Source organism: Streptomyces sp. NL15-2K (assembly GCF_030551255.1).
GTDB lineage: Bacteria > Actinomycetota > Actinomycetes > Streptomycetales > Streptomycetaceae > Streptomyces.
Genome location: NZ_CP130630.1, coordinates 7,744,801 through 7,762,973 on the forward strand (window position 1 = coordinate 7,744,801; position 18,173 = coordinate 7,762,973).

General features: G+C 70.7%; 21 protein-coding genes and 1 pseudogene. 13 read left to right on the plus strand and 9 right to left on the minus strand.

What is annotated here, in order from left to right; all coding sequences use genetic code 11:
• Positions 1–40: 40 nt before the first annotated feature.
• The 3 genes from Q4V64_RS35055 to Q4V64_RS35065 form a co-directional block, all read right to left on the minus strand.
• Entirely contained in the window at positions 41–1,153 is a 1,113-nt protein-coding gene (locus Q4V64_RS35055; RefSeq protein ID WP_124439217.1) for an RNA polymerase sigma factor SigF, read from the minus strand.
• A complete protein-coding gene (locus Q4V64_RS35060; RefSeq protein ID WP_004925829.1) occupies positions 1,150–1,563 on the minus strand; it encodes an anti-sigma regulatory factor in 414 nt (137 codons plus the stop codon). The genes Q4V64_RS35055 and Q4V64_RS35060 overlap by 4 nt, the downstream gene beginning before the upstream one ends.
• A gap of 268 nt (positions 1,564–1,831) precedes the next feature.
• A complete protein-coding gene (locus tag Q4V64_RS35065; protein ID WP_124439216.1) occupies positions 1,832–2,092 on the minus strand; it encodes a UBP-type zinc finger domain-containing protein in 261 nt (86 codons plus the stop codon).
• A gap of 63 nt (positions 2,093–2,155) precedes the next feature.
• On the opposite strand from Q4V64_RS35065, the gene Q4V64_RS35070 reads away from it, so the two are divergent.
• Positions 2,156–3,751: a Na+/H+ antiporter gene (locus tag Q4V64_RS35070; RefSeq protein ID WP_124439215.1), complete on the plus strand. Its 1,596-nt coding sequence runs from the start codon at positions 2,156–2,158 to the stop codon at positions 3,749–3,751.
• 17 nt (positions 3,752–3,768) lie between these two features.
• On the opposite strand, the gene Q4V64_RS35075 is transcribed toward Q4V64_RS35070, so the two are convergent.
• Together Q4V64_RS35075 and Q4V64_RS35080 are read right to left on the minus strand one after the other, a co-directional pair.
• Positions 3,769–4,662, minus strand: coding sequence for a pyridoxal-phosphate dependent enzyme (locus Q4V64_RS35075; RefSeq protein ID WP_124439214.1), 894 nt, complete (start codon positions 4,660–4,662; stop codon positions 3,769–3,771).
• A gap of 36 nt (positions 4,663–4,698) precedes the next feature.
• Positions 4,699–5,289, minus strand: a complete 591-nt coding sequence (locus Q4V64_RS35080) for an N-acetylmuramoyl-L-alanine amidase (protein ID WP_124439213.1) — start codon at positions 5,287–5,289, stop codon at positions 4,699–4,701.
• A gap of 285 nt (positions 5,290–5,574) precedes the next feature.
• On the opposite strand from Q4V64_RS35080, the gene Q4V64_RS35085 reads away from it, so the two are divergent.
• From Q4V64_RS35085 to Q4V64_RS35095, 3 genes are all read left to right on the plus strand, one after another.
• Positions 5,575–6,981: a family 2B encapsulin nanocompartment shell protein gene (locus Q4V64_RS35085; protein WP_124439212.1), complete on the plus strand. Its 1,407-nt coding sequence runs from the start codon at positions 5,575–5,577 to the stop codon at positions 6,979–6,981.
• A 112-nt stretch (positions 6,982–7,093) separates the two neighbouring features.
• The gene (locus Q4V64_RS35090) at positions 7,094–8,179 is read left to right on the plus strand and encodes a family 2 encapsulin nanocompartment cargo protein polyprenyl transferase (RefSeq protein WP_124439211.1); all 1,086 of its coding nucleotides are present in this window, start codon (positions 7,094–7,096) and stop codon (positions 8,177–8,179) included.
• Positions 8,180–8,440: 261 nt separating this feature from the next.
• The gene (locus Q4V64_RS35095) at positions 8,441–9,049 is read left to right on the plus strand and encodes a GNAT family N-acetyltransferase (protein ID WP_124439210.1); all 609 of its coding nucleotides are present in this window, start codon (positions 8,441–8,443) and stop codon (positions 9,047–9,049) included.
• 4 nt (positions 9,050–9,053) lie between these two features.
• Here Q4V64_RS35095 and Q4V64_RS35100 read toward each other — a convergent pair whose 3' ends face one another.
• Positions 9,054–9,188, minus strand: coding sequence for a hypothetical protein (locus tag Q4V64_RS35100; RefSeq protein WP_301184483.1), 135 nt, complete (start codon positions 9,186–9,188; stop codon positions 9,054–9,056).
• A gap of 319 nt (positions 9,189–9,507) precedes the next feature.
• Here Q4V64_RS35100 and Q4V64_RS35105 point away from each other — a divergent pair, with 319 nt between their 5' ends.
• The 4 genes and pseudogenes from Q4V64_RS35105 (at position 9,508) to Q4V64_RS35120 (ending at position 12,247) form a co-directional block, all read left to right on the plus strand.
• Positions 9,508–10,092, plus strand: coding sequence for a dihydrofolate reductase family protein (locus Q4V64_RS35105; protein ID WP_124439209.1), 585 nt, complete (start codon positions 9,508–9,510; stop codon positions 10,090–10,092).
• A 26-nt stretch (positions 10,093–10,118) separates the two neighbouring features.
• Positions 10,119–10,391, plus strand: a complete 273-nt coding sequence (locus tag Q4V64_RS35110) for a hypothetical protein (protein WP_124439208.1) — start codon at positions 10,119–10,121, stop codon at positions 10,389–10,391.
• Between the two features lie 119 nt (positions 10,392–10,510).
• The gene (locus tag Q4V64_RS35115; RefSeq protein ID WP_124439207.1) at positions 10,511–10,924 is read left to right on the plus strand and encodes a YciI family protein; all 414 of its coding nucleotides are present in this window, start codon (positions 10,511–10,513) and stop codon (positions 10,922–10,924) included.
• A 7-nt stretch (positions 10,925–10,931) separates the two neighbouring features.
• Positions 10,932–12,247 (plus strand): annotated as a pseudogene (locus tag Q4V64_RS35120) (DUF6596 domain-containing protein).
• Between the two features lie 62 nt (positions 12,248–12,309).
• Here Q4V64_RS35120 and Q4V64_RS35125 read toward each other — a convergent pair.
• Positions 12,310–13,050, minus strand: coding sequence for a VOC family protein (locus tag Q4V64_RS35125; RefSeq protein WP_124439206.1), 741 nt, complete (start codon positions 13,048–13,050; stop codon positions 12,310–12,312).
• A gap of 149 nt (positions 13,051–13,199) precedes the next feature.
• Between Q4V64_RS35125 and Q4V64_RS35130 the strand changes: the two genes are divergently transcribed.
• Genes Q4V64_RS35130 through ppk2 form a run of 3 tightly spaced genes read left to right on the plus strand, consistent with a single transcriptional unit; the run spans position 13,200 to position 15,584 of the window.
• Positions 13,200–14,354 (plus strand): inorganic phosphate transporter, encoded by a 1,155-nt coding sequence (locus Q4V64_RS35130; RefSeq protein ID WP_124439205.1) that lies wholly within the window; start codon positions 13,200–13,202, stop codon positions 14,352–14,354.
• Between the two features lie 18 nt (positions 14,355–14,372).
• The gene (locus Q4V64_RS35135) at positions 14,373–14,603 is read left to right on the plus strand and encodes a hypothetical protein (RefSeq protein ID WP_124439204.1); all 231 of its coding nucleotides are present in this window, start codon (positions 14,373–14,375) and stop codon (positions 14,601–14,603) included.
• Positions 14,604–14,663: 60 nt separating this feature from the next.
• A complete protein-coding gene (ppk2, locus tag Q4V64_RS35140; RefSeq protein ID WP_124439203.1) occupies positions 14,664–15,584 on the plus strand; it encodes a polyphosphate kinase 2 in 921 nt (306 codons plus the stop codon).
• A gap of 181 nt (positions 15,585–15,765) precedes the next feature.
• Here ppk2 and sodN read toward each other — a convergent pair whose 3' ends face one another.
• Positions 15,766–16,161, minus strand: a complete 396-nt coding sequence (gene sodN, locus Q4V64_RS35145) for a superoxide dismutase, Ni (RefSeq protein WP_059416585.1) — start codon at positions 16,159–16,161, stop codon at positions 15,766–15,768.
• A gap of 145 nt (positions 16,162–16,306) precedes the next feature.
• Here sodN and sodX point away from each other — a divergent pair, with 145 nt between their 5' ends.
• The gene (gene sodX / locus Q4V64_RS35150) at positions 16,307–16,741 is read left to right on the plus strand and encodes a nickel-type superoxide dismutase maturation protease (protein WP_124439202.1); all 435 of its coding nucleotides are present in this window, start codon (positions 16,307–16,309) and stop codon (positions 16,739–16,741) included.
• On the opposite strand, the gene Q4V64_RS35155 is transcribed toward sodX, so the two are convergent.
• Positions 16,645–17,274 carry a CGNR zinc finger domain-containing protein gene (locus Q4V64_RS35155; protein ID WP_124439201.1) on the minus strand — a complete coding sequence of 210 codons (630 nt, stop codon included), beginning with the start codon at positions 17,272–17,274 and terminating at the stop codon, positions 16,645–16,647. The two genes, sodX and Q4V64_RS35155, sit on opposite strands and share 97 nt — an antisense overlap.
• 125 nt (positions 17,275–17,399) lie before the next feature.
• Here Q4V64_RS35155 and Q4V64_RS35160 point away from each other — a divergent pair, with 125 nt between their 5' ends.
• The gene (locus Q4V64_RS35160) at positions 17,400–18,170 is read left to right on the plus strand and encodes a class I SAM-dependent methyltransferase (protein WP_124439200.1); all 771 of its coding nucleotides are present in this window, start codon (positions 17,400–17,402) and stop codon (positions 18,168–18,170) included.
• Positions 18,171–18,173 lie beyond the last annotated feature (3 nt).

Sequence of the window (18,173 nt, forward strand, 5' to 3'; positions counted from 1 at the left end):
CTGCCGGGAATAGCCCCTGCCGGGATCAGTCCCTCGCGGGTTACTCCTCCACCAGCAGCTTCTCCCGCAGCTGTGCCAGTGTCCGGGCCAGCAGCCGCGACACGTGCATCTGCGAGATCCCGACCTCCTGCGCGATCTGCGACTGGGTCATGTTGCCGAAGAAGCGCAGCAGCAGGATCCGCTTCTCGCGCGGGGGCAGGTCCTCCAGGAGCGGCTTGAGGCTCTCGCGGTACTCGACGCCCTCCAGCGCCTCGTCCTCGGCGCCGAGGGTGTCCGCGACCGCCGGGGACTCGTCGTCGGTGTCGGGGACGTCCAGGGACAGCGTGGAGTACGCGTTGGCGGACTCCAGGCCCTCCAGGACCTCCTCCTCCGAGATGGCCAGCTTCTCGGCCAGCTCGTGCACCGTGGGGGAGCGGCCGTGCAACTGCGACAGCTCGGCCGTCGCCGTCGTCAGGGCAAGGCGCAGCTCCTGAAGCCTGCGCGGCACGCGCACCGCCCAGCCCTTGTCGCGGAAGTGCCGCTTGATCTCGCCGACCACGGTCGGGGTCGCGTACGTCGAGAACTCCACCCCGCGGTCCGGGTCGAAGCGGTCGACCGACTTGATCAGGCCGATGGTGGCGACCTGGGTGAGGTCGTCCAGCGGCTCGCCGCGGTTGCGGAAGCGGCGCGCGAGGTGCTCGACGAGCGGCAGGTGCATGCGGACCAGCTGGTTGCGCAGCTCCGCGTACTCCGGGCTGCCGTCCTTCAGGGTGCGCAGTTCGAGGAACATCGCACGCGCCCCGCTGCGGTCCTGAGGGTCGTGCTGCGTGGCCTGCACGCTTCGCGCCGCCGTCTCGTTGTCTCGCTCGTGCTCGCTCATCGTCCCGCCCGTAGCCCTTCCCCGAGCCCTCGCCTGGGTTCGGACAGGGGACACCCCGATCCGTCCGTCCAGAGGCGCGCTCTGTACGGCACCCTCCCGATCACCCTGGCCGCCGTCCGGGAAGCCGGTCTCCGAGGAGTCGTCGTCCACCGGGTGCGGCCTGGCCTGCTCGGGGATGCCGTCGACGCCGTCCGTCATGCGTCGGGACGTGCTCGGACCGCCCGTGCCTTCGGCGGCCGGCAGCTCCCGTGTGCCGCGCTCTTCGTCCCGCACCGGCCCGTCCCCGTTCCTCACGCCGGCCCGGGTCCCGCGCCGCGCTGTTTGTAGAGGCTGATCGAAACGGTCTTGTCCTCGTCGACGGCCGACGAGACCTTGCCCGCGAGGGCCGACAGCACGGTCCAGGCGAAGGTGTCCCGCGAAGGGGCGTGACCGTCGGTGGTCGGCGCCGAGACGGTGACCTCCAGCGAGTCGTCGACGAGCCGGAAGACACAGCTGAGCACCGAGCCGGGCACGGCCTGCTGAAGCAGGATCGCGCAGGCCTCGTCGACCGCGATGCGCAGGTCCTCGATCTCGTCGAGGGTGAAGTCCAAACGCGCCGCGAGGCCGGCCGTGGCCGTACGCAGCACCGACAGGTAGGCACCCGCGGCCGGCAGCCGGACTTCCACGAAGTCCTGGGTCGCGGGCTCGCCTGCGATCTGGGACACCCTCACCTCCAAGGTGGTACAAGCTTTACGGGGCCGAGGGTCGCCCCCCGGGGTAACGCGATATGTGGTTCAGCGGTGACGCTATCGCGCCCTGAACTTTCCTGCCCCAGGACCCCAACCCCTGCTGTCACTCATAGTAAACACACGGATACGCTCCGTGGCTAGGGGGTTTGCGCGCCCAATTGGGAAGAGGGCGCGCCGGGTTGACGTACCCAGGCGTCAGACGGTCGAACCGTCCGGAACCGGAGTCGTCCGGGGCCTCCCAGGATCACACAAGTACGTGGTCGACGAAGCACCAGCGCCAGTTCTCCCCGGGCTCGAAGGTCCGCATGACCGCGTGCCCGGAGTCCTTGTAGTGCTCGGTGGCGTGCCGGTGCGGTGAGGAGTCGCAGCAGCCGACGTGCCCGCACAGGAGGCACAGCCTCAGTTGTACCGGGTGCGTGCCGGTCGCCAGGCACTCCAGGCAGGTCTCGCTGAGCGGCTCGGGTTCGGGGTGCGGCAGCGCGTCGGCATGCGTGCACTGTTTCATGATTGCCAGATTACGACGGCTGTGCGGATAATCCGCGCGGATGAGCGAGGGTGGGCGAGGATCATGGACGTGATGCCACTGCTGCTGCTGGTGGCGGGCAGTGCCGCGATCGCGGCGGCCGCTCGGCGGACGCCCGTTCCGGCGCCGCTGCTGCTGGTCGCCGCGGGACTGCTGATCTCGTACGTCCCCGAGGTCCCGGACTACACGCTCGACCCGCACGTGGTCCTGCCCTTGATCCTGCCCCCGCTGCTGTACACGGCGGCCACCGACAGCTCGTACCTCGATCTGCGCGCGCAGCTGCGCCCCGTGGCTCTGTTGTCGGTGGGGTACGTGCTCTTCGCGACCTTCGCCGTCGGCTGGGCCGCCTACATGATCGTGCCGGACCTGCCGCTGACGGCGGCGCTGGTGCTGGGGGCGGTGGTGGCTCCGCCCGACGCGGTCGCGGCGACGGCGGTCGCGCGCCGGGTGGGGCTGCCCTCCCGGATCACCACGATCCTGCAGGGCGAGTCCCTGGTGAACGACGCCACCGCGATCACCGCCTACCGGGTGGCCCTGGCGGCGGCGGTCGGCGAGGGTGCCACCTGGGCCGGCGGGATCGGCGAGTTCCTGGTCGCGGCGATCGGCGGCGTCGGCTTCGGACTGGTGCTCATGGTGCCGATCCACTGGCTGCGCACCCACCTGAAGGAGGCGCTGCTGCAGAACACGCTCTCCCTGCTGATCCCGTTCGTCGCGTACGCGGCCGCCGAGCAGGTGCACGCCTCCGGTGTCCTCGCGGTCGTGACCGTCGCGCTCTACCTCGGGCACCGCGCGTGGCAGGTCGATTTCGCGACCCGCCTCCAGGAGGAGGCCGTGTGGAAGATGGTCGCGTTCGTCCTGGAGTCGGCGGTGTTCGCCCTGATCGGGCTGCAACTGCGCGTGATCATCGAGGGCCTGGGGGAGTACGAGGGTGGCCGTGCCGCCGGGTACGCGGTGGCCATCTTCCTCGTCGTCGTCGCGTCCCGGTTCCTGTGGGTGTATCCGGCGACCTTCCTGCCCCGCCAACTGTCGAAGCGGATCCGGGAACGCGAGGACAACCCGACCTGGAAGGCGCCGTTCGTCGTCGCCTGGGCCGGGATGAGAGGCGTGGTCTCCCTCGCCATCGCCTTCTCGATCCCGCTGACCGTGCACGGCGGCGAACCCTTCCCCGAGCGCAACCTGATCCTCTTCCTGACCTTCACCACGGTCATCGGGACGCTGGTCCTCCAGGGGCTGACCCTGCCCCCGCTGATCCGCCTGCTGAAGCTGCCCGGCCGGGACGCGCAGGCAGAGACGCTCGCGGAGGCGAACGCCCAGGCGCAGGCCTCCCGGGCCGCCGAGCGGCGCCTGGACGAACTCCTCACCGACGAGCACAACGCCCTTCCGGGCCCGCTGGCCGACCGTCTGCGCGCGGTCCTGGAGCGCCGCCGCAACGCCGTCTGGGAGCGTCTCGGCCAGGTCAACCCCCTCACCGGAGAGAGCGTCGACGAGACCTACCGGCGTCTGGCCCGGGAGATGATCGGCGCCGAGCGCACGGTGTTCGTGAAGCTGCGTGACGCCCGCTACATCGACGACGAGATGCTGCGGACGCTGCTGCGCAGGCTGGACCTGGAGGAGGCGGCGGCCTACCGGGAGGCGGCGTAGGGCGTGCCTCGTGCGTCTCAGGGGAACGGGCGGCCGGTGACGACGGCCGCGATCGTCGTCCCGCGCGCGAAGGCGCCCTCTCGTGCCAGGGCCACCAGTCCGTACAACAATTTGGCGACATAGAGACGCTCGACGGGCAGGCCGTGGCGGTCCTCGAAGTCCTCGGCGAAGGCGTCCAGCTCGGCATTGGTGCGGGCGTAGCCACCGAAGTGGAAACGGTCGTCGAGGTGCCAGCTGCCTCGAGGGCCGCCGAAGGCACGCTGCTGCAAGGCCTGTATGTCGGCGGTCAGGAAACCGCCCTTGAGGACGGGGACGCCCACCACACGCTGGTCCGGTGCCAGCCCGGCGGCCAGGCCCGCGAGGGTGCCACCGGTGCCGCAGGCGAGCGCGACGACGTCGGCCCGCCCGCGCAGCTCCTCGCCGAGCGCGCGGCATCCCTGGACGGCCTCGGCGTTGCTGCCGCCCTCCGGGACCACGTACGCGCCCTCGGCGTCCGCGGCGCGCAGGACGGCCGCCAGGGTCTCCGGTTCGGCCTTGTGGCGATACGTCGATCTGTCGACGAAGTGCAGCCGCATGCCGTCGGCCGCACACCGGGTCAGCGACGGGTTCAGCGGGCGGTCGGCCAGTTCCTGGCCGCGGACCACACCGACGGTGGGCAGACCGAGCAGGCGGCCCGCGGCGGCCGTGGCGCGCAGGTGGTTGGAGTACGCGCCGCCGAAGGTGACGACGGTACGGCCGGCCGCGGCGGTGAGGTTCGGCGCGAGCTTGCGGTACTTGTTGCCGACCAGCTCAGGGTGGATGAGGTCGTCGCGCTTGAGGAGGAGGCGGACGCGGTGGTGGGTGAACCGGGGGTCCTCGATCTCCTGCAGCGGTGACGGGAGCCGGGGCTGGAGGGCGTCGAGGCTGGTCACGGCTCCATTGTCACCGCTGGTCGGTCTCTTGTGCCCTTACTTCAGGCGGTTCCGGATCCGCTCCCGCATCGACGCCATCGTGAAGCCCCTCGGGTCCGTCTTCCCCGGCTGCCACTCCCGGTGGCCGATGACCGACCGCTCCGTCCACCCGTGGTGGCGGCAGATCGCGGCGGCCGCTTTCTCGATCGCCTCCAGCTGGGCGGCGGGCCAGGGGTCCTCGCCGTCCCCGAGGTTCTCGCACTCGAAGCCGTAGAAGTGCCGGTTGCCGTCGGTGTTGGCCTCGTTGTCGTGCGGCAGCGCCTTCTCGGCGATCACCGCGCGCAGTACGTCGTCGTCGCCGAGGCCGGCGTGATTGGCGCGGCCGTACCCGACGAGATGGACCCTGCCGTCCTTCGTGATGACGCCGTGGCACAGCGGCCCCGGCAGGTCCGCGTAGCCGTCCCGGCAGAGTTTCACCGTCCGCTCGCTGCCCTTGGTCACCGTGTGGTGGATCATCACGCCGTGGACCGGGCCCCAGGGGCCCTTGTGGTTGCGGTTGTGGTGCTCCCAGTCGCCGACCTCGACGACGGTGAGCCCCTCCGCCTTCAGCCCGGCCAGGAACTTGCCCGCGGACATGGGTGAGGCCATGATCGCCTCCTTCGTGCTGCGTGCCGACCGCCGTGCGCGGCCGTCTGGTACCGCTGTCTTGTACCGGAACCGGACGATCCGGACCACGTCGTTCGCACGGTGTGCGAGCCGATCCGGACAACTTCCGTCCGCTGGACGGGATCCCCATATGTGCCCAGTCGGACGGTGATCCATTCCCGCTCTTTCGTGTAATAGCACCAGCTCCGATCCGCTGGAAGGCTTGTCCGTGCAGATCGATGCCCGGCGCAGATCGGTGCCGGTGCATGACCGGGAGGGCAATTCCTTATGTCGGTAGGCGAAGAGGTCCGCACCGAGCAGGACCGGCCGCAGCAGAGCCTCGGCACGGCGGCCGCGCGGAACCTGGCCACCACCACCAAGTCCGTACCTCAGATGCAGGAGATCAGCTCCCGCTGGCTGCTGCGCATGCTTCCGTGGGTGAACGTGCAGGGCGGCACGTACCGGGTGAACCGGCGGCTGACCTACGCCGTCGGGGACGGCCGCGTGACGTTCGTGCAAACCGGCGACCGCGTCGAGGTGATCCCCGCCGAACTGCGCGAACTGCCCGCGCTGCGGTCGTACGAGGACGAGGACGTGCTCACCGAGCTCGCCCGGCGCTGCGAGCAACGGGAGTTCGCCGCCGGGGAGGTGATCGCCTCCTTCGGCAGTCCGACCGACGAGGTGTACCTGCTGGCACACGGCAGGGTGGAGAAGTTCGGCACGGGCCCGTACGGGGAGGACGAATCCCTCGGAGTCCTCGCCGACGGGGCGCACCTCGGCGACCAGGCGCTCCTCGACTCCGACGCCATCTGGGAGTACACGGCCCGCGCGGTCACCTCCTGCACGGTCCTCGTGCTGCCGCGCCAGGACGTCGAGCAGGTCGCGGAGCGTTCGGACTCCCTGGGCGAGCACCTCCAGGCGCTGCGCTCGATCCCCTCGCAGCGCACCAACAAGTACGGCGAGAAGGAGATCGACCTCGCGGCGGGCCACGACGGTGAGCCGGACATCCCGCACACCTTCGTCGACTACGAGGCCAGGCCCCGCGAGTACGAGCTGAGCATCGCCCAGACCGTGCTGCGCATCCACTCGCGCGTGGCCGACCTCTACAACCAGCCCATGAACCAGACCGAACAGCAGATCCGGCTGACGGTCGAGGCGTTGAAGGAACGCCAGGAGCACGAGCTCATCAACAACCGCGAGTTCGGGCTGCTGCACAACTGCGAGTACGACCAGCGGCTGCAGCCGCACGACGGCGTGCCCAGCCCCGACGACCTGGACGAGCTGCTCAGCCGGCGGCGCGGCACCAAACTGCTGCTCGCCCACCCGCGCGCGATCTCCGCGATCGGCCGCGAACTCAACCAGCGCGGACTCGTCCCCGAGACCATCGACATGGCCGGCAACCGGATCCCCACGTGGCGCGGGGTACCGATCTACCCCTGCAACAAGATCCCGGTCACCGAGGCCCGTACGACCTCGATCATCGCCATGCGTACCGGCGAGGCCGAGCAGGGCGTCATCGGCCTGCAGCAGGCCGGCATCCCGGACGAGATCGAGCCGAGCCTGTCCGTGCGCTTCATGGGCATCAATGAGCAGGCGATCATCAAGTACCTGGTGACGGCCTACTACTCGGCCGCGGTTCTCGTGCCGGACGCGCTCGGCGTCCTGGAGAACGTCGAGATCGGCCGCTGGAGGTGACGCTTCCGCACGTGGAAGCCGTGTCCCCGCCCCGCGGGGCGGGTACACCCCGGTCGTATGCGACCAGCCACAGCGGAACGCCACCGTCCGCGGACTCTCCGAGGGGGACCCCATGGCCGAGTTCATGACGGAGACGAAACAGAGCTCCGCAGCGGAGCGACCGCTCGACGGGCACGAGGCGGCGGTGATCCTGGAGGGAGCCCGGGCGTCGGTGGACCCCGAGCTGCGCTCCGCCCTGGAGTCGCTGCCCGGCTCCATGCGCCGTATCGCGCTCTACCACTTCGGCTGGGAGCACGCGGACGGCACACCGGCGGCCGGCAACGCGGGCAAGGCGATCCGCCCCGCACTCGTCCTCACCGCGGCCGCCGCGCTCGGCGGACAGCGGGCGCGGGCCGCGGCCGTACGGGCGGCCGCGGCGGTGGAACTGGTCCACAACTTCACGCTGTTGCACGACGACGTGATGGACCGCGACACCACCCGGCGGCACCGGCCCACCGCGTGGACCGTGTTCGGCGACGCCGACGCGATCCTGGCCGGGGACGCGCTCCAGGCGCTGGCCCTGCGGCTGCTCGCCGAGGACCCGCACCCGGCGTCCTCGCGGGCCGCCGCCCGACTCGCGGCCTGCGTGGTCGAGCTGTGCGCCGGCCAGCACGCGGACACGGCCATGGAGCTGTGCCGTCCGGGAGAGGTCACTCTCGACGAGGCGCTGGCCATGGCCGAGGCCAAGACGGGCGCGCTGCTCGGGTGCGCCTGCGCCCTCGGCGCGCTGTACGCGGGAGCGCCGGAGGAGGACGTCGAGGCCCTGGACGCGTTCGGCCGTGAGGCCGGGCTCGCCTTCCAGCTCATCGACGACGTGATCGGCATATGGGGCGACCCCGACAGCACCGGCAAGCCGGCCGGCGCGGACCTCGCCGCCCGCAAGAAGTCGCTGCCGGTGGTCGCCGCGCTCGCCTCCGGCACACCGGCGGCCTCCGAACTGGCCGAGCTGTACGACGTTCCCTACGAGAAGGAGGACGCGGAGGACATCGCGCGCACGGCGCTGGCCGTGGAGCAGGCGGGCGGGCGCGACTGGGCGCAGGTCCAGGCGGCCGACCGGATGGCCCGCGCCATGCAGGAGCTGACCCGTGCGGTGTCCGACCCGGAGGCGGCGGGCGGGTTGCTCGCGCTCGCCGAGTTCGTGACGCGGCGCAGCAACTGACGGGCGTACGGCAGCTGAAGGTCACCGAGGCCGGCTGAAGGCCACCGAGGCCGGCTGAAGGCCACCGAGGCCGGCTGAAGGTCACTAAGGCCCCGGAGCCACGGCGAGCGTGCGGCTCCTGACCCCGCACGCCCGATGGTGGACTCCGGTCGGCAGGTCCCGCACATCCCCACGGTGTGCGGGACCGGCCCGTTTCCCAGCGGATCCTCTGTAGGCTCAACCCCCGTACGGGCGACGACGGTTGAGGCGAAGGGGCGGGACATGGGCGTGGGGATCCGGACGGCCGACGAGGGTGACCGCGAGCTCGTCGTCCGGCTGCTGGACGAGGCTTTCCAGGACGATCCGGTCAGCCGCTGGGTGTTCCCCGGTGACGAGCACCGCCGTACGACCCACCCCAGGCTGATGGCCGCGTTCACCGACATCGTGCTCGCCGCGGGGCGGATCGATGTCACCGAGGACGGTACGGCGTGCGCGCTGTGGCTGTCCGTGCCCGCGGACGACCACGCGGGCGACGCCGATGACGAGGGCCCGGCCCAGGTGCGCGCGGCCGTCGACCCGGAGAACGAGCGCGTCGAACTGATCGGCCGGCTGACCGCCGGCATCCACCCCCCGGGCCGCGCCCACGCGTACCTGTGGATGATCGCGGTGGCCCCCCAGCGCCAGGGGGAGGGCCTCGGGACCGCGCTCATCGCCTCGGTCCTCGACCGCTGCGACCGCGACGGGGTGCCGGCCTACCTGGAGGCCAGCAACGCCCGCAGCCGGAAGCTGTACGAGCGCCTCGGCTTCGAGCTCATCGGCCACCCCCTGGATCTGCCGTACGGCGGCCCGCAGATGTGGCCGATGTGGCGTGAACCCCGGGAACAGGGCTAGGGCCCTAGTTCGGCACCACCGTCGCCACGACGCTCGGACAGGCACGTACCGACTTGGTGAAGGAGGCGCGCACTTCGGGCCGCCGGTTGGCCTCCAGGGGCATCTCCAGCAGGGCCGGACAGCCCAGATCGGCGATCACCTCGGGGCCGGGGCGCCGGCGGGTCGTGCAACCGGGCGTCGCTCTGCCGCAGTAGGTCGTCGCGCCCGGTGAAGTGGGCGGAGGCGGTGCCCACGGCCCCCGGCCTCGGCGTCCCCCCGCGGAATATCAGCCTGCGCGCACCTCGGAGGGCGAGCGCCTCTACCCAGGCGTCGGACGAGCGAGGCCCTGCGCTCAGGTTGCCGGCCATGCGGAGTCCTCTCTCCCACTTTCCGTGGTCTTCGGAAATCGCTTGCAACCACTACAGGTGAAGTACTACAACTGGAGTCGTTGCAGTGAAGGCCTACGGAAAGAGACCAGCTTGCGAAAGCTCACCTACTTCATCGCCTGCTCGATCGACGGGTTCATCGGGGACCCGGACGGTGACGCCTCGTCCATGTACCCCTTCGTCGACGAGGACTACTCCGCGTTCATCAGGGAGGAGTACCCGGAGACCACGCCGACCCAGGTCCGCCGGGCTTTCGGGTTCGACGACCTGCCGAACAAGCGGTTCGACACGATCGTCCAGGGCAGGGCCAGCTACGACCTGGCCCTGAAGGAGGGCATCACCAGCCCCTACGCCCACCTGCGCGAGTACGTCGCCTCCCGCACCCTGCGGGAGTCGCCCGACCCGAACGTCGAGATCATCGCCGACGACCTGGTCGGCAAGGTCCGCGAACTGAAGGCGGAGGACGGCGAGTTCGGCATCTACCTGTGCGGCGGTTCCGTACTCGCGGGCGAGTTGGTCGACGAGATCGACGAACTGGTCGTCAAGACCTATCCCGTCGTGTACGGCACGGGTATGCCGATGTTCGGCTCCGGCTTCGCGGTCGCGGAGTTCACCCTGGAGTCGGTGCGCGGCTTCGGCAACGGCGCCGTGATCCGTACGTACGACAGGAAGCGCTGAGCCCCGGCCAGGCCTACCCTGAGGACATGGACAGCGACACGCACGTCTGTCCCGTCTGCGGACAGGCCGTCGAAACGGTCGTCCGGCGTCACAAGACGCTGGGCGCGTGGGTCCCGGTGTGGGTTCCCGGCCCGTGCCGCAACCCGAACTGCGAGGCTTACGCCGAGGAAGGCGCGGAAAGCGCCAAAGCTGCCAAAGTCGCTAAAACCGCCGAAACCGCCGAAGGCGGCGCAGCCGCCGGTAAGCCCGGCGCGCCCGCCGCGGGGACCACCGGCACGACCGCCGCGAAGAAACCCTGAGCCGCGAAAAACCTGAGCCGAGTTGTCGAGAACCCCCGACCGGCTCCGACGTCCCCTGTGAGAGCCGCCCACCGCGGGCGGCCCGGCCGAAGACGCCGAAGACGCGAAGGAGCGGACTCATGAAGTACCTGGTCATGGTGCAGGGCACGCAGGCGGACTACGAGGCGATGCGCGGCAAGGCATCCCCGGGCTCCCCGGCCTGGAGCGAGCAGGAGGTCCAGGCGATGTACGCCTACATGAGCGCGATCAACGACGATCTGTCGGAGACCGGCGAGATGATCGACGGGCAGGGCCTGGCCGAGCCGGCGCACACCCGCACCGTCACGCTCGGCGACGACGGCAAGGCGGTGATCACCGACGGGCCGTACAGCGAGACCAAGGAGCTGATGGCGGGCTACTGGCTGCTGGAGTGCGAGAGCCTGGAGCGGGTCACCGAGATCGCCGACCGCATCACCCGCTGCCCCCAGCCGGAAGGCGCGCCCAACTACCCGGTGGTGATCCGGCCCGTCATGGAAGGCGCCGGGGACATCTGAGGAGACCGTGAGAGGCACGACCGAGGTCGAGGACCTGCTGCGCCGGCACGCTCCCGCCCGCCGCCCGACCACCACCCCTCAACGACGCGCTTCGCGCGGCCTCATCCCTCTGGTCCTCGGCGCGCTGGTGAGGCGGTACGGCCACTTCGACGCCGCCGAGGACGCCGTACAGGAGGCAATGCTCGCGGCGGCCGGACAGTGGCCCTCGGCGGGGCTGCCGGACAACCCGCGGGGCTGGCTCATCAAGGTGGCGTCGCGGCGGCTGACCGACGCCCTGCGGGCGGAGGAGGCTCGGCGGGCGCGGGAGGAGCGGGTGGCGGCGCTGACCCCGCGCGATGCGTTCGTCACCCCGGACCGGGCGGACCAGGGGCCTCGCGAGGACGACACGCTCTCGCTCCTCTTCCTGTGCTGCCACCCGGATCTGCCTCCGCCCGCGCAGATCGCCCTCACCCTGCGCGCGGTCGGCGGTCTGACCACGGCGGAGATCGCCCGGGCGTATCTCGTCCCCGAGGCGACCATGGGGATGGGGGTCCCCCCGGTTCGAGCGAAGCCGAGAACTGGGGGAGGATCAGCCGGGCCAAGCAGAAGGTACGGGGCGTGTGCTTCGGGCGCCCGGACAACTGGGCCGCGCGCCTGCCCGCCGTACTGCAGACCCTCTACCTGATCTTCAACGAGGGGTACACGGCGACCTCGGGCCCGAGCCTCCAGCGGCGTGACCTGGCCCGGGAGGCGATCCGGCTGACCCGCGAGGTCCATCGGCTGCTCCCCGACGACGGCGAAGTGGCCGGCCTGCTCGCCCTGATGCTGCTCACCGACGCCCGCCGCGACGCGCGCACCGGACCGCACGGTGAGCTGATCCCGCTCGACGAACAGGACCGCGGCCGCTGGGACAAGGCGGCGATCGAGGAGGGCGTCGCGCTGGTCACCCGGGCGCTGAGCAGGGGACCCGCGGGTCCCTACCAGGTGCGGGCCGCCATCGCGGCCGTACACGACGAGGCGCCGTCCACGGAGGCCACCGACTGGAGGGAGATCCTCGGCCTGTACGACATCCTCGTCCGGCTCGTCCCCGGCCCCGTCGAACGCCTCGGCCGCGCGGTCGCCGTCGCCCTGGTCCACGGCCCGCGGGCCGGCTTCGCCGAACTGGAGGCGCTGGAGGGGAAGCTGAGCGAGGGGCACCGCCTGGACGCGGTCCGCGGCCATCTCCTGGAGTGCGCGGGAGAGTACGACGAAGCCCGCGCCGCCTACGAATCGGCGGCCGCGAGGACCCTGAGCCTGCCGGAGCAGCGGTACTTGCGGGGGCGGGCGGCGCGGTTGAGGCACTAGGTGTGCTTCGGTGTGCGGTTCGACGGACGTCCTCTGCTTCTTCAGGACCCGCAAGTGCTTCTTCAGGACCCGCCAGGCAGCCCGCCCGTCCCCGGATCGCGCCCCGTCAGGCAGTACAGGCCGTCCGCCGGGTCCCGCATCACTGTCCAGTGGCTGCCGTGAGCGGCCAGGCGCGCACCGAGCCGTTCGTGGGCGGCGCGGGTCGCCTCGATGTCGGCGCAGGCCAGGTCCAGGTGGGCGGAGAGGGGCCGTTCCTCGCCGAGGCGCTGGAGGAGGATGCGGATGGGCAGGCCGGGCGGCGGCTCGATCACATGGAATTCGGGGAGAGAGCCGGGCCGCGACTGCCACTCGGGCAACAGGCCGCTCCAGAAGACGACTTCGGCGTCGTAGAGGGAAGGCGGGATGTCGATGCAGACCTGGTCGAGGCGGCTGCCCCGCACGACCGGCGGCCGGACCGACTCGCCGCGCCACGGCACCGCGCAGAACCCCTGCCCGGCGGGGGAGCGCAGCACGACCAGCGTGCCGTGATCGGCCACCGCCTTCGCCCCGAGCCGCAGCGCCGACACGACGAACTCCGGTACGTCCTCGACGGCGAAGTCGAGATGCGCCCCGCCCGCGCTGTCGACGACGCCCTGGACCTTCACGCACGCGTCGCCCTCACCCGGCACGAGGGTCACGAACTCGTCCCGCTCACCCCGCGGTTCGGACAGCCGCGTGTCCGTCACCGCGGTCCAGAACCCACCGGCCCGGCCGAACACGTCCTGGGGCCGGTCGATGAAGGCGTACGTCCAACGGATGCTCATGCGGTGATCGTAGGCAGCGACGCCCGACCCTTCGGCCGAATTTCCACCACGTCAGCGTGACAGGCCCTCCATCACTCGCGCGCGTGGTCCTGGAACAGCCTTTGCCTGCAGTTCGCCTGGGATTGCCTTGCGCTTGTTTGCATTAAGGAATGGACCACATCACGTTCCTGGTGGCCGTCGTCATCGTCACGGCGCTCGCCTTCGACTTCACCAACGGGTTCCACGACACGGCGAACGCGATGGCCACTTCCATCGCCACAGGGGCGCTACGGCCGAGAACGGCCGTGCTGATCAGCGGGATCCTCAATGTGGTCGGCGCCTTCCTGTCCACCGAGGTTGCGAAGACAATCTCCGGCGGCATCGTGGACGACACCCTCGTCACGCCGGGAATGATCTTCGCAGGCCTGGTCGGGGCGATCCTGTGGAACCTGCTGACCTGGTTGGTCGGGCTGCCGTCGAGTTCCTCGCACGCGCTGTTCGGCGGGCTGATCGGGGCGGTCTGGGTCGGTGCCGGCTCCGACGGCGTGCATTTCGACAAGGTCGTCGAGAAGGTGCTGATCCCGGCGGTGGCCTCGCCGGTGGTGGCCGGGGTCGCGGCGCTGATCGCGACGTACTTCGCCTACCGGCTCACCGCCCGTGCCCGCAAGCAGTCGGTGACCAAGGGCTTCCGGCTCGGGCAGATCGCCTCGGCCTCACTGGTCTCGCTGGCGCACGGCACGAACGACGCGCAGAAGACCATGGGCGTCATCACGCTGACCCTGATCTCCGCGGGCGCGCTCGGTCATGACGCCGGTCCGCCGATCTGGGTGATCGCGTCCGCGGGTCTCGCCATCGGCCTCGGCACGTATCTGGGCGGCTGGCGGATCATCCGCACGATGGGCAAGGGCCTGACCGAGATCCAGTCGCCGCAGGGCTTCGCCGCGGAGACCGCCTCCACGACCGTCATCCTGACCTCCGCGCACCTCGGCTTCGCCCTGTCCACCACGCAGGTGGCCTCGGGCAGCATCCTCGGCGCGGGGCTGGGGCGGCGGCTGGCGGAGGTCCGCTGGGGCGTGGCCGGCCGGATGGTGATCGCCTGGCTGGTCACGCTGCCCGCCGCGGCGCTGGTCGGCGGTGTCTCCGCGAGCGTCGTCAAGCACGGCGGGAACGTCGGCACGGTCGTCGTCGCCCTGGTGGGCGCGGCCGTCGCCGCGGGCATCGTGGCCCTCTCCCGCCGCAACCCGGTGCACGCCGACAACGTCAACGACAACCACGAGGTCAACCTCCGCGCCGAGCCGCCCGCCAAGGTCGGAACGGCCGCCTGAGTCACGGGAGTTCACAGCATGAGTCTCGACTGGAGCGCACTGGGCCAGGTCGCCGCGGTGAGCATCGGCGTCACCGTCGCGGTGGTCGTCGTCTTCGCCCTCGGCGTCCTCGGCCTCGCCCGCTTCGAGGACGCCCGGGAACAGAACGGCACCGCCGCCGTCGCCGTCACCCAGGCCGGCCTGTGCTTCCTCGCGTGCGCGGCGGTGGTGGCGTACGGCATCTACCTGATCGTGCCGCAGTTCCACTGAGTCGGCGCGGTTCCACTGAGTCGCCGCGGTTCCCATGGGACCGTGAGGAAGGAAGACGCGATGACGTCGTCGCCCCTGCTGTCCGAACTGGCCGATCTGAAGGTCGACTACAGCGACCACGACGATCCCGTGCTCATCCAGCCGGACGGAAGCCCGGTCGACACCTGGCGGGAGAACTACCCGTACGGGCACCGCATGGAGCGCAGGGAGTACGACTGGCACAAGCGGCTCCAGCAGATCGAACTGCTGAAGTTGCAGAGCTGGATCAAGGAGACGGGACGCCGGCTCGTCATCGTCTTCGAGGGCCGGGACGCGGCCGGCAAGGGCGGCACGATCAAGCGGTTCACGGAGCACCTCAACCCCCGGGGCGCGCGGGTCGTGGCCCTGGAGAAGCCGACCGAACGCGAGCGCGGGCAGTGGTACTTCCAGCGGTACGTGGAGTATCTGCCGACCGCGGGCGAGATCGTGCTCTTCGACCGGTCCTGGTACAACCGGGCCGGCGTGGAGCGGGTCATGGGCTTCTGCACGGACGACGAGTACCGGCGCTTCATGCGTCAGGCGCCGCTGTTCGAGCGGATGCTCGTGGACGACGGCGTGGACTTGGTGAAGTTCTGGTTCTCGGTGTCGCGGGGCGAGCAGCGCACCCGCTTCACGATCCGCCAGATCGACCCCGTACGGCAGTGGAAGCTCAGCCCCATGGACCTCGCCTCCCTGGACCGCTGGGACGACTACACCGCCGCCAAGGTCGCCATGTTCCGCCAGACGGACACCGAGTACGCACCCTGGACGGTGGTCAAGAGCAACGACAAGAAACGGGCCCGCGTCGAGGCCATGCGCAGCGTGCTGGCCCGCTTCGACTACACGGACAAGGACGACGAGGTCGTCGGCGTCCCCGATCCACGCGTCGTGGGGGCGGCGGCGGGGTTGTTGGAGGCGGGGGAGGACGATACGGCCGATGAGGCCGAGGCCGGCGAGGACTGACGGTTGGGCGACCCTCCCATGTGGAGCACCCTCCCATGTGGAGCACCCTCCCATGTGGAGCACCCTCCCACCCGGGACACGCCGAAGGGGCCCGACCGGAGCGAGTCCGGCCGGGCCCCTTCGGGGTGTTCCTCGACCCGCGATGGTGCACCGATCGCCGGTCGGGCAGGCTGACGCGGGGTCAGGCCTTCTTGGTCTCCCAGAAGATCTTGTCGATCTGGGCGATGTAGTCCAGCGCCTTCTGGCCCGTGGCCGGGTCGGTCGAGCCCTTGGCGGCCGAGAGGGCCTTGAGGGCGTCGTTGACCAGCTGGTGCAGCTCCGGGTACTTCTCGAAGTGCGGGGGCTTGAAGTAGTCGCTCCACAGCACGGAGACGTGGTGCTTCGCGAGCTCCGCGCGCTGCTCCTTGATGGTGGTGGCGCGCGCCTGGAAGTGCGGGTCGTCGTTGCCGGCCATCTTTTCCTGGATGGCCTTCACCGACTCCGCCTCGATGCGGGCCTGGGCCGGGTCGTACACGCCGCAGGGCAGGTCGCAGTGGGCGCTGACCTTGACCTTGGGGGCGAACAGGCGGGAAAGCATGGAGCAATCCTTCCTCGTGATCGTCTTCTCAGGTGCGACATTACTCCCCGGGAGAGGGGATTTCGCGAGTGCCCCCATGGGCTTAGGACAAAAGTCCGGGGTGAGACTGAGACTGGTGGAGGATGAACCGGGGAGGTGCCGGGTGATGCCGGAGCTGTCGCAGGATGCCGAACGGGGGAGGGCGGACCGGCCCTTCGGCTGGGTCGAGGTGACCGGGCCGTCGATGGTGCCCACGCTGTATCACGGGGACTGGCTCGTGGTGCGGCACGGGGGGCGGATCAGGCCGGGTGACATCGTCGTTCTGCGCCATCCGTTCCAGCAGGACCTGCTCGTCGTCAAGCGCGCGGCGGAGCGCCGCGAGGGCGGCTGGTGGGTGCTCGGGGACAACGCGTACGCCGGTGGCGACAGCACCGACTACGGGGCCGTGCCCGACGAACTGATCCTGGGCAAGGTCCGCTTCCGTTTCCGGCCGCGTCGGCCGGATCAGCGCTCGCCGCTGGCCCTGCTGCGCTGGGCGCTGTCGGCCGCCAGGCCCGTCCTGCCCGACCGGTCCGCCTCCAGGCGCTTGCGGGCGCGGTAGGCGGCCACGTTGGCGCGGGTGGCGCAGCGGTCGGAGCAGTAGCGCCGGGAGCGGTTCGTGGACGTGTCCAGGTAGGCGTTGCGGCACGGCGCCGCCTCGCACATGCCGAGGCGGTCCACGCCGTACTCGGTCAGGTGGAACGCCAGGCCCATCGCCGCGATGGCCGCGTAGCCGGCGGTCGCGTTGGAGGGGTGGTCCGCCAGGTGCATGTGCCACAGCGGGCGGCCGTCGTCGTCCCGGAAGTCGTGGCCGGAGATCTGTGGGCTCACCGGGAACTCCAGCAGCAGTGAGTTCAGCAGGTCCACCGCGAGGGTCTCGTCGCCGCCGTCCGCCGCCTCGAAGACCGCGCGCAGCCGGGCGCGGACCGAGCGGAACCGTGTCACGTCCGCGTCGGTGGCGCGGCGGGCCGCCGACTGATTGACCCCGAACAGGTCGCGGACGGCTTCGACCGAGGTCAGCGCGTCCTTGCCCCGGGCCGGTTCCTCGCTGTTGACGAGACGTACGGCGTAGTCCGAGTAATAGGCCAGTTCCACTTGTAGTCCTTACGGAGGCGCTCTATGGTCGTGATGCGGTCGGGGTAACAGCCGGTCGTGCATCCAGGGTATTACGTGACATGCGTTACATGACATCGCATGACATCGCATGATGGAGGGGCTCGATGACGGACACGGACACCACCACGGCCGGCACCGACTGGCAGGCCTGGCAGGAGAGCTGGGACCGCCAGCAGGAGTGGTACATGCCCGACCGGGAGGACCGCTTCCGGATCATGCTCGACATGGTCGAGGCCCTCGTCGGCACCGCGCCGCGTGTGCTGGACCTCGCGTGCGGCACGGGGACCATCACGGCCCGGCTGCTCGCCCGGTTCCCGGAGGCCACCAGCACCGGCGTCGACCTCGACCCGGCCCTCCTCGCCATCGCCGAGGGCACCTTCGCGGGCGACGAGCGCGTCACCTTCGTCACCGCCGACCTCAAGGACCACGAGTGGCCGGCCGGGCTGCCGTACGACTCCTACGACGCCGTCCTGACCGCCACGGCCCTGCACTGGCTCCACAGCGAACCCCTCGCGGCCCTCTACGGTCAGGTCGCGGAGCTCGTCCGCGACGGCGGTGTCTTCATGAACGCGGACCACATGATCGACGACACCACGCCCCGGATCAACGCGGCGGAGCGCGCACTGCGGCACGCGGGCATGGATCAGGCCAAGCGGGACGGGGCCCTCGACTGGGCCGAGTGGTGGCAGGTGGCGGCCAAGGATCCGGTGCTGGCCGAGCCGACGGCCAGGCGCTTCGAGATCTACGGCGAGCACGCGGACGGCGACATGCCCTCGGCGGCGTGGCACGCGCGCGTGCTGCGCGAGACGGGGTTCGGGGAGGCGCGGCCGGTGTGGTGCTCGCCTTCGGACACGTTGCTGCTGGCGCTGAAGTAGCGG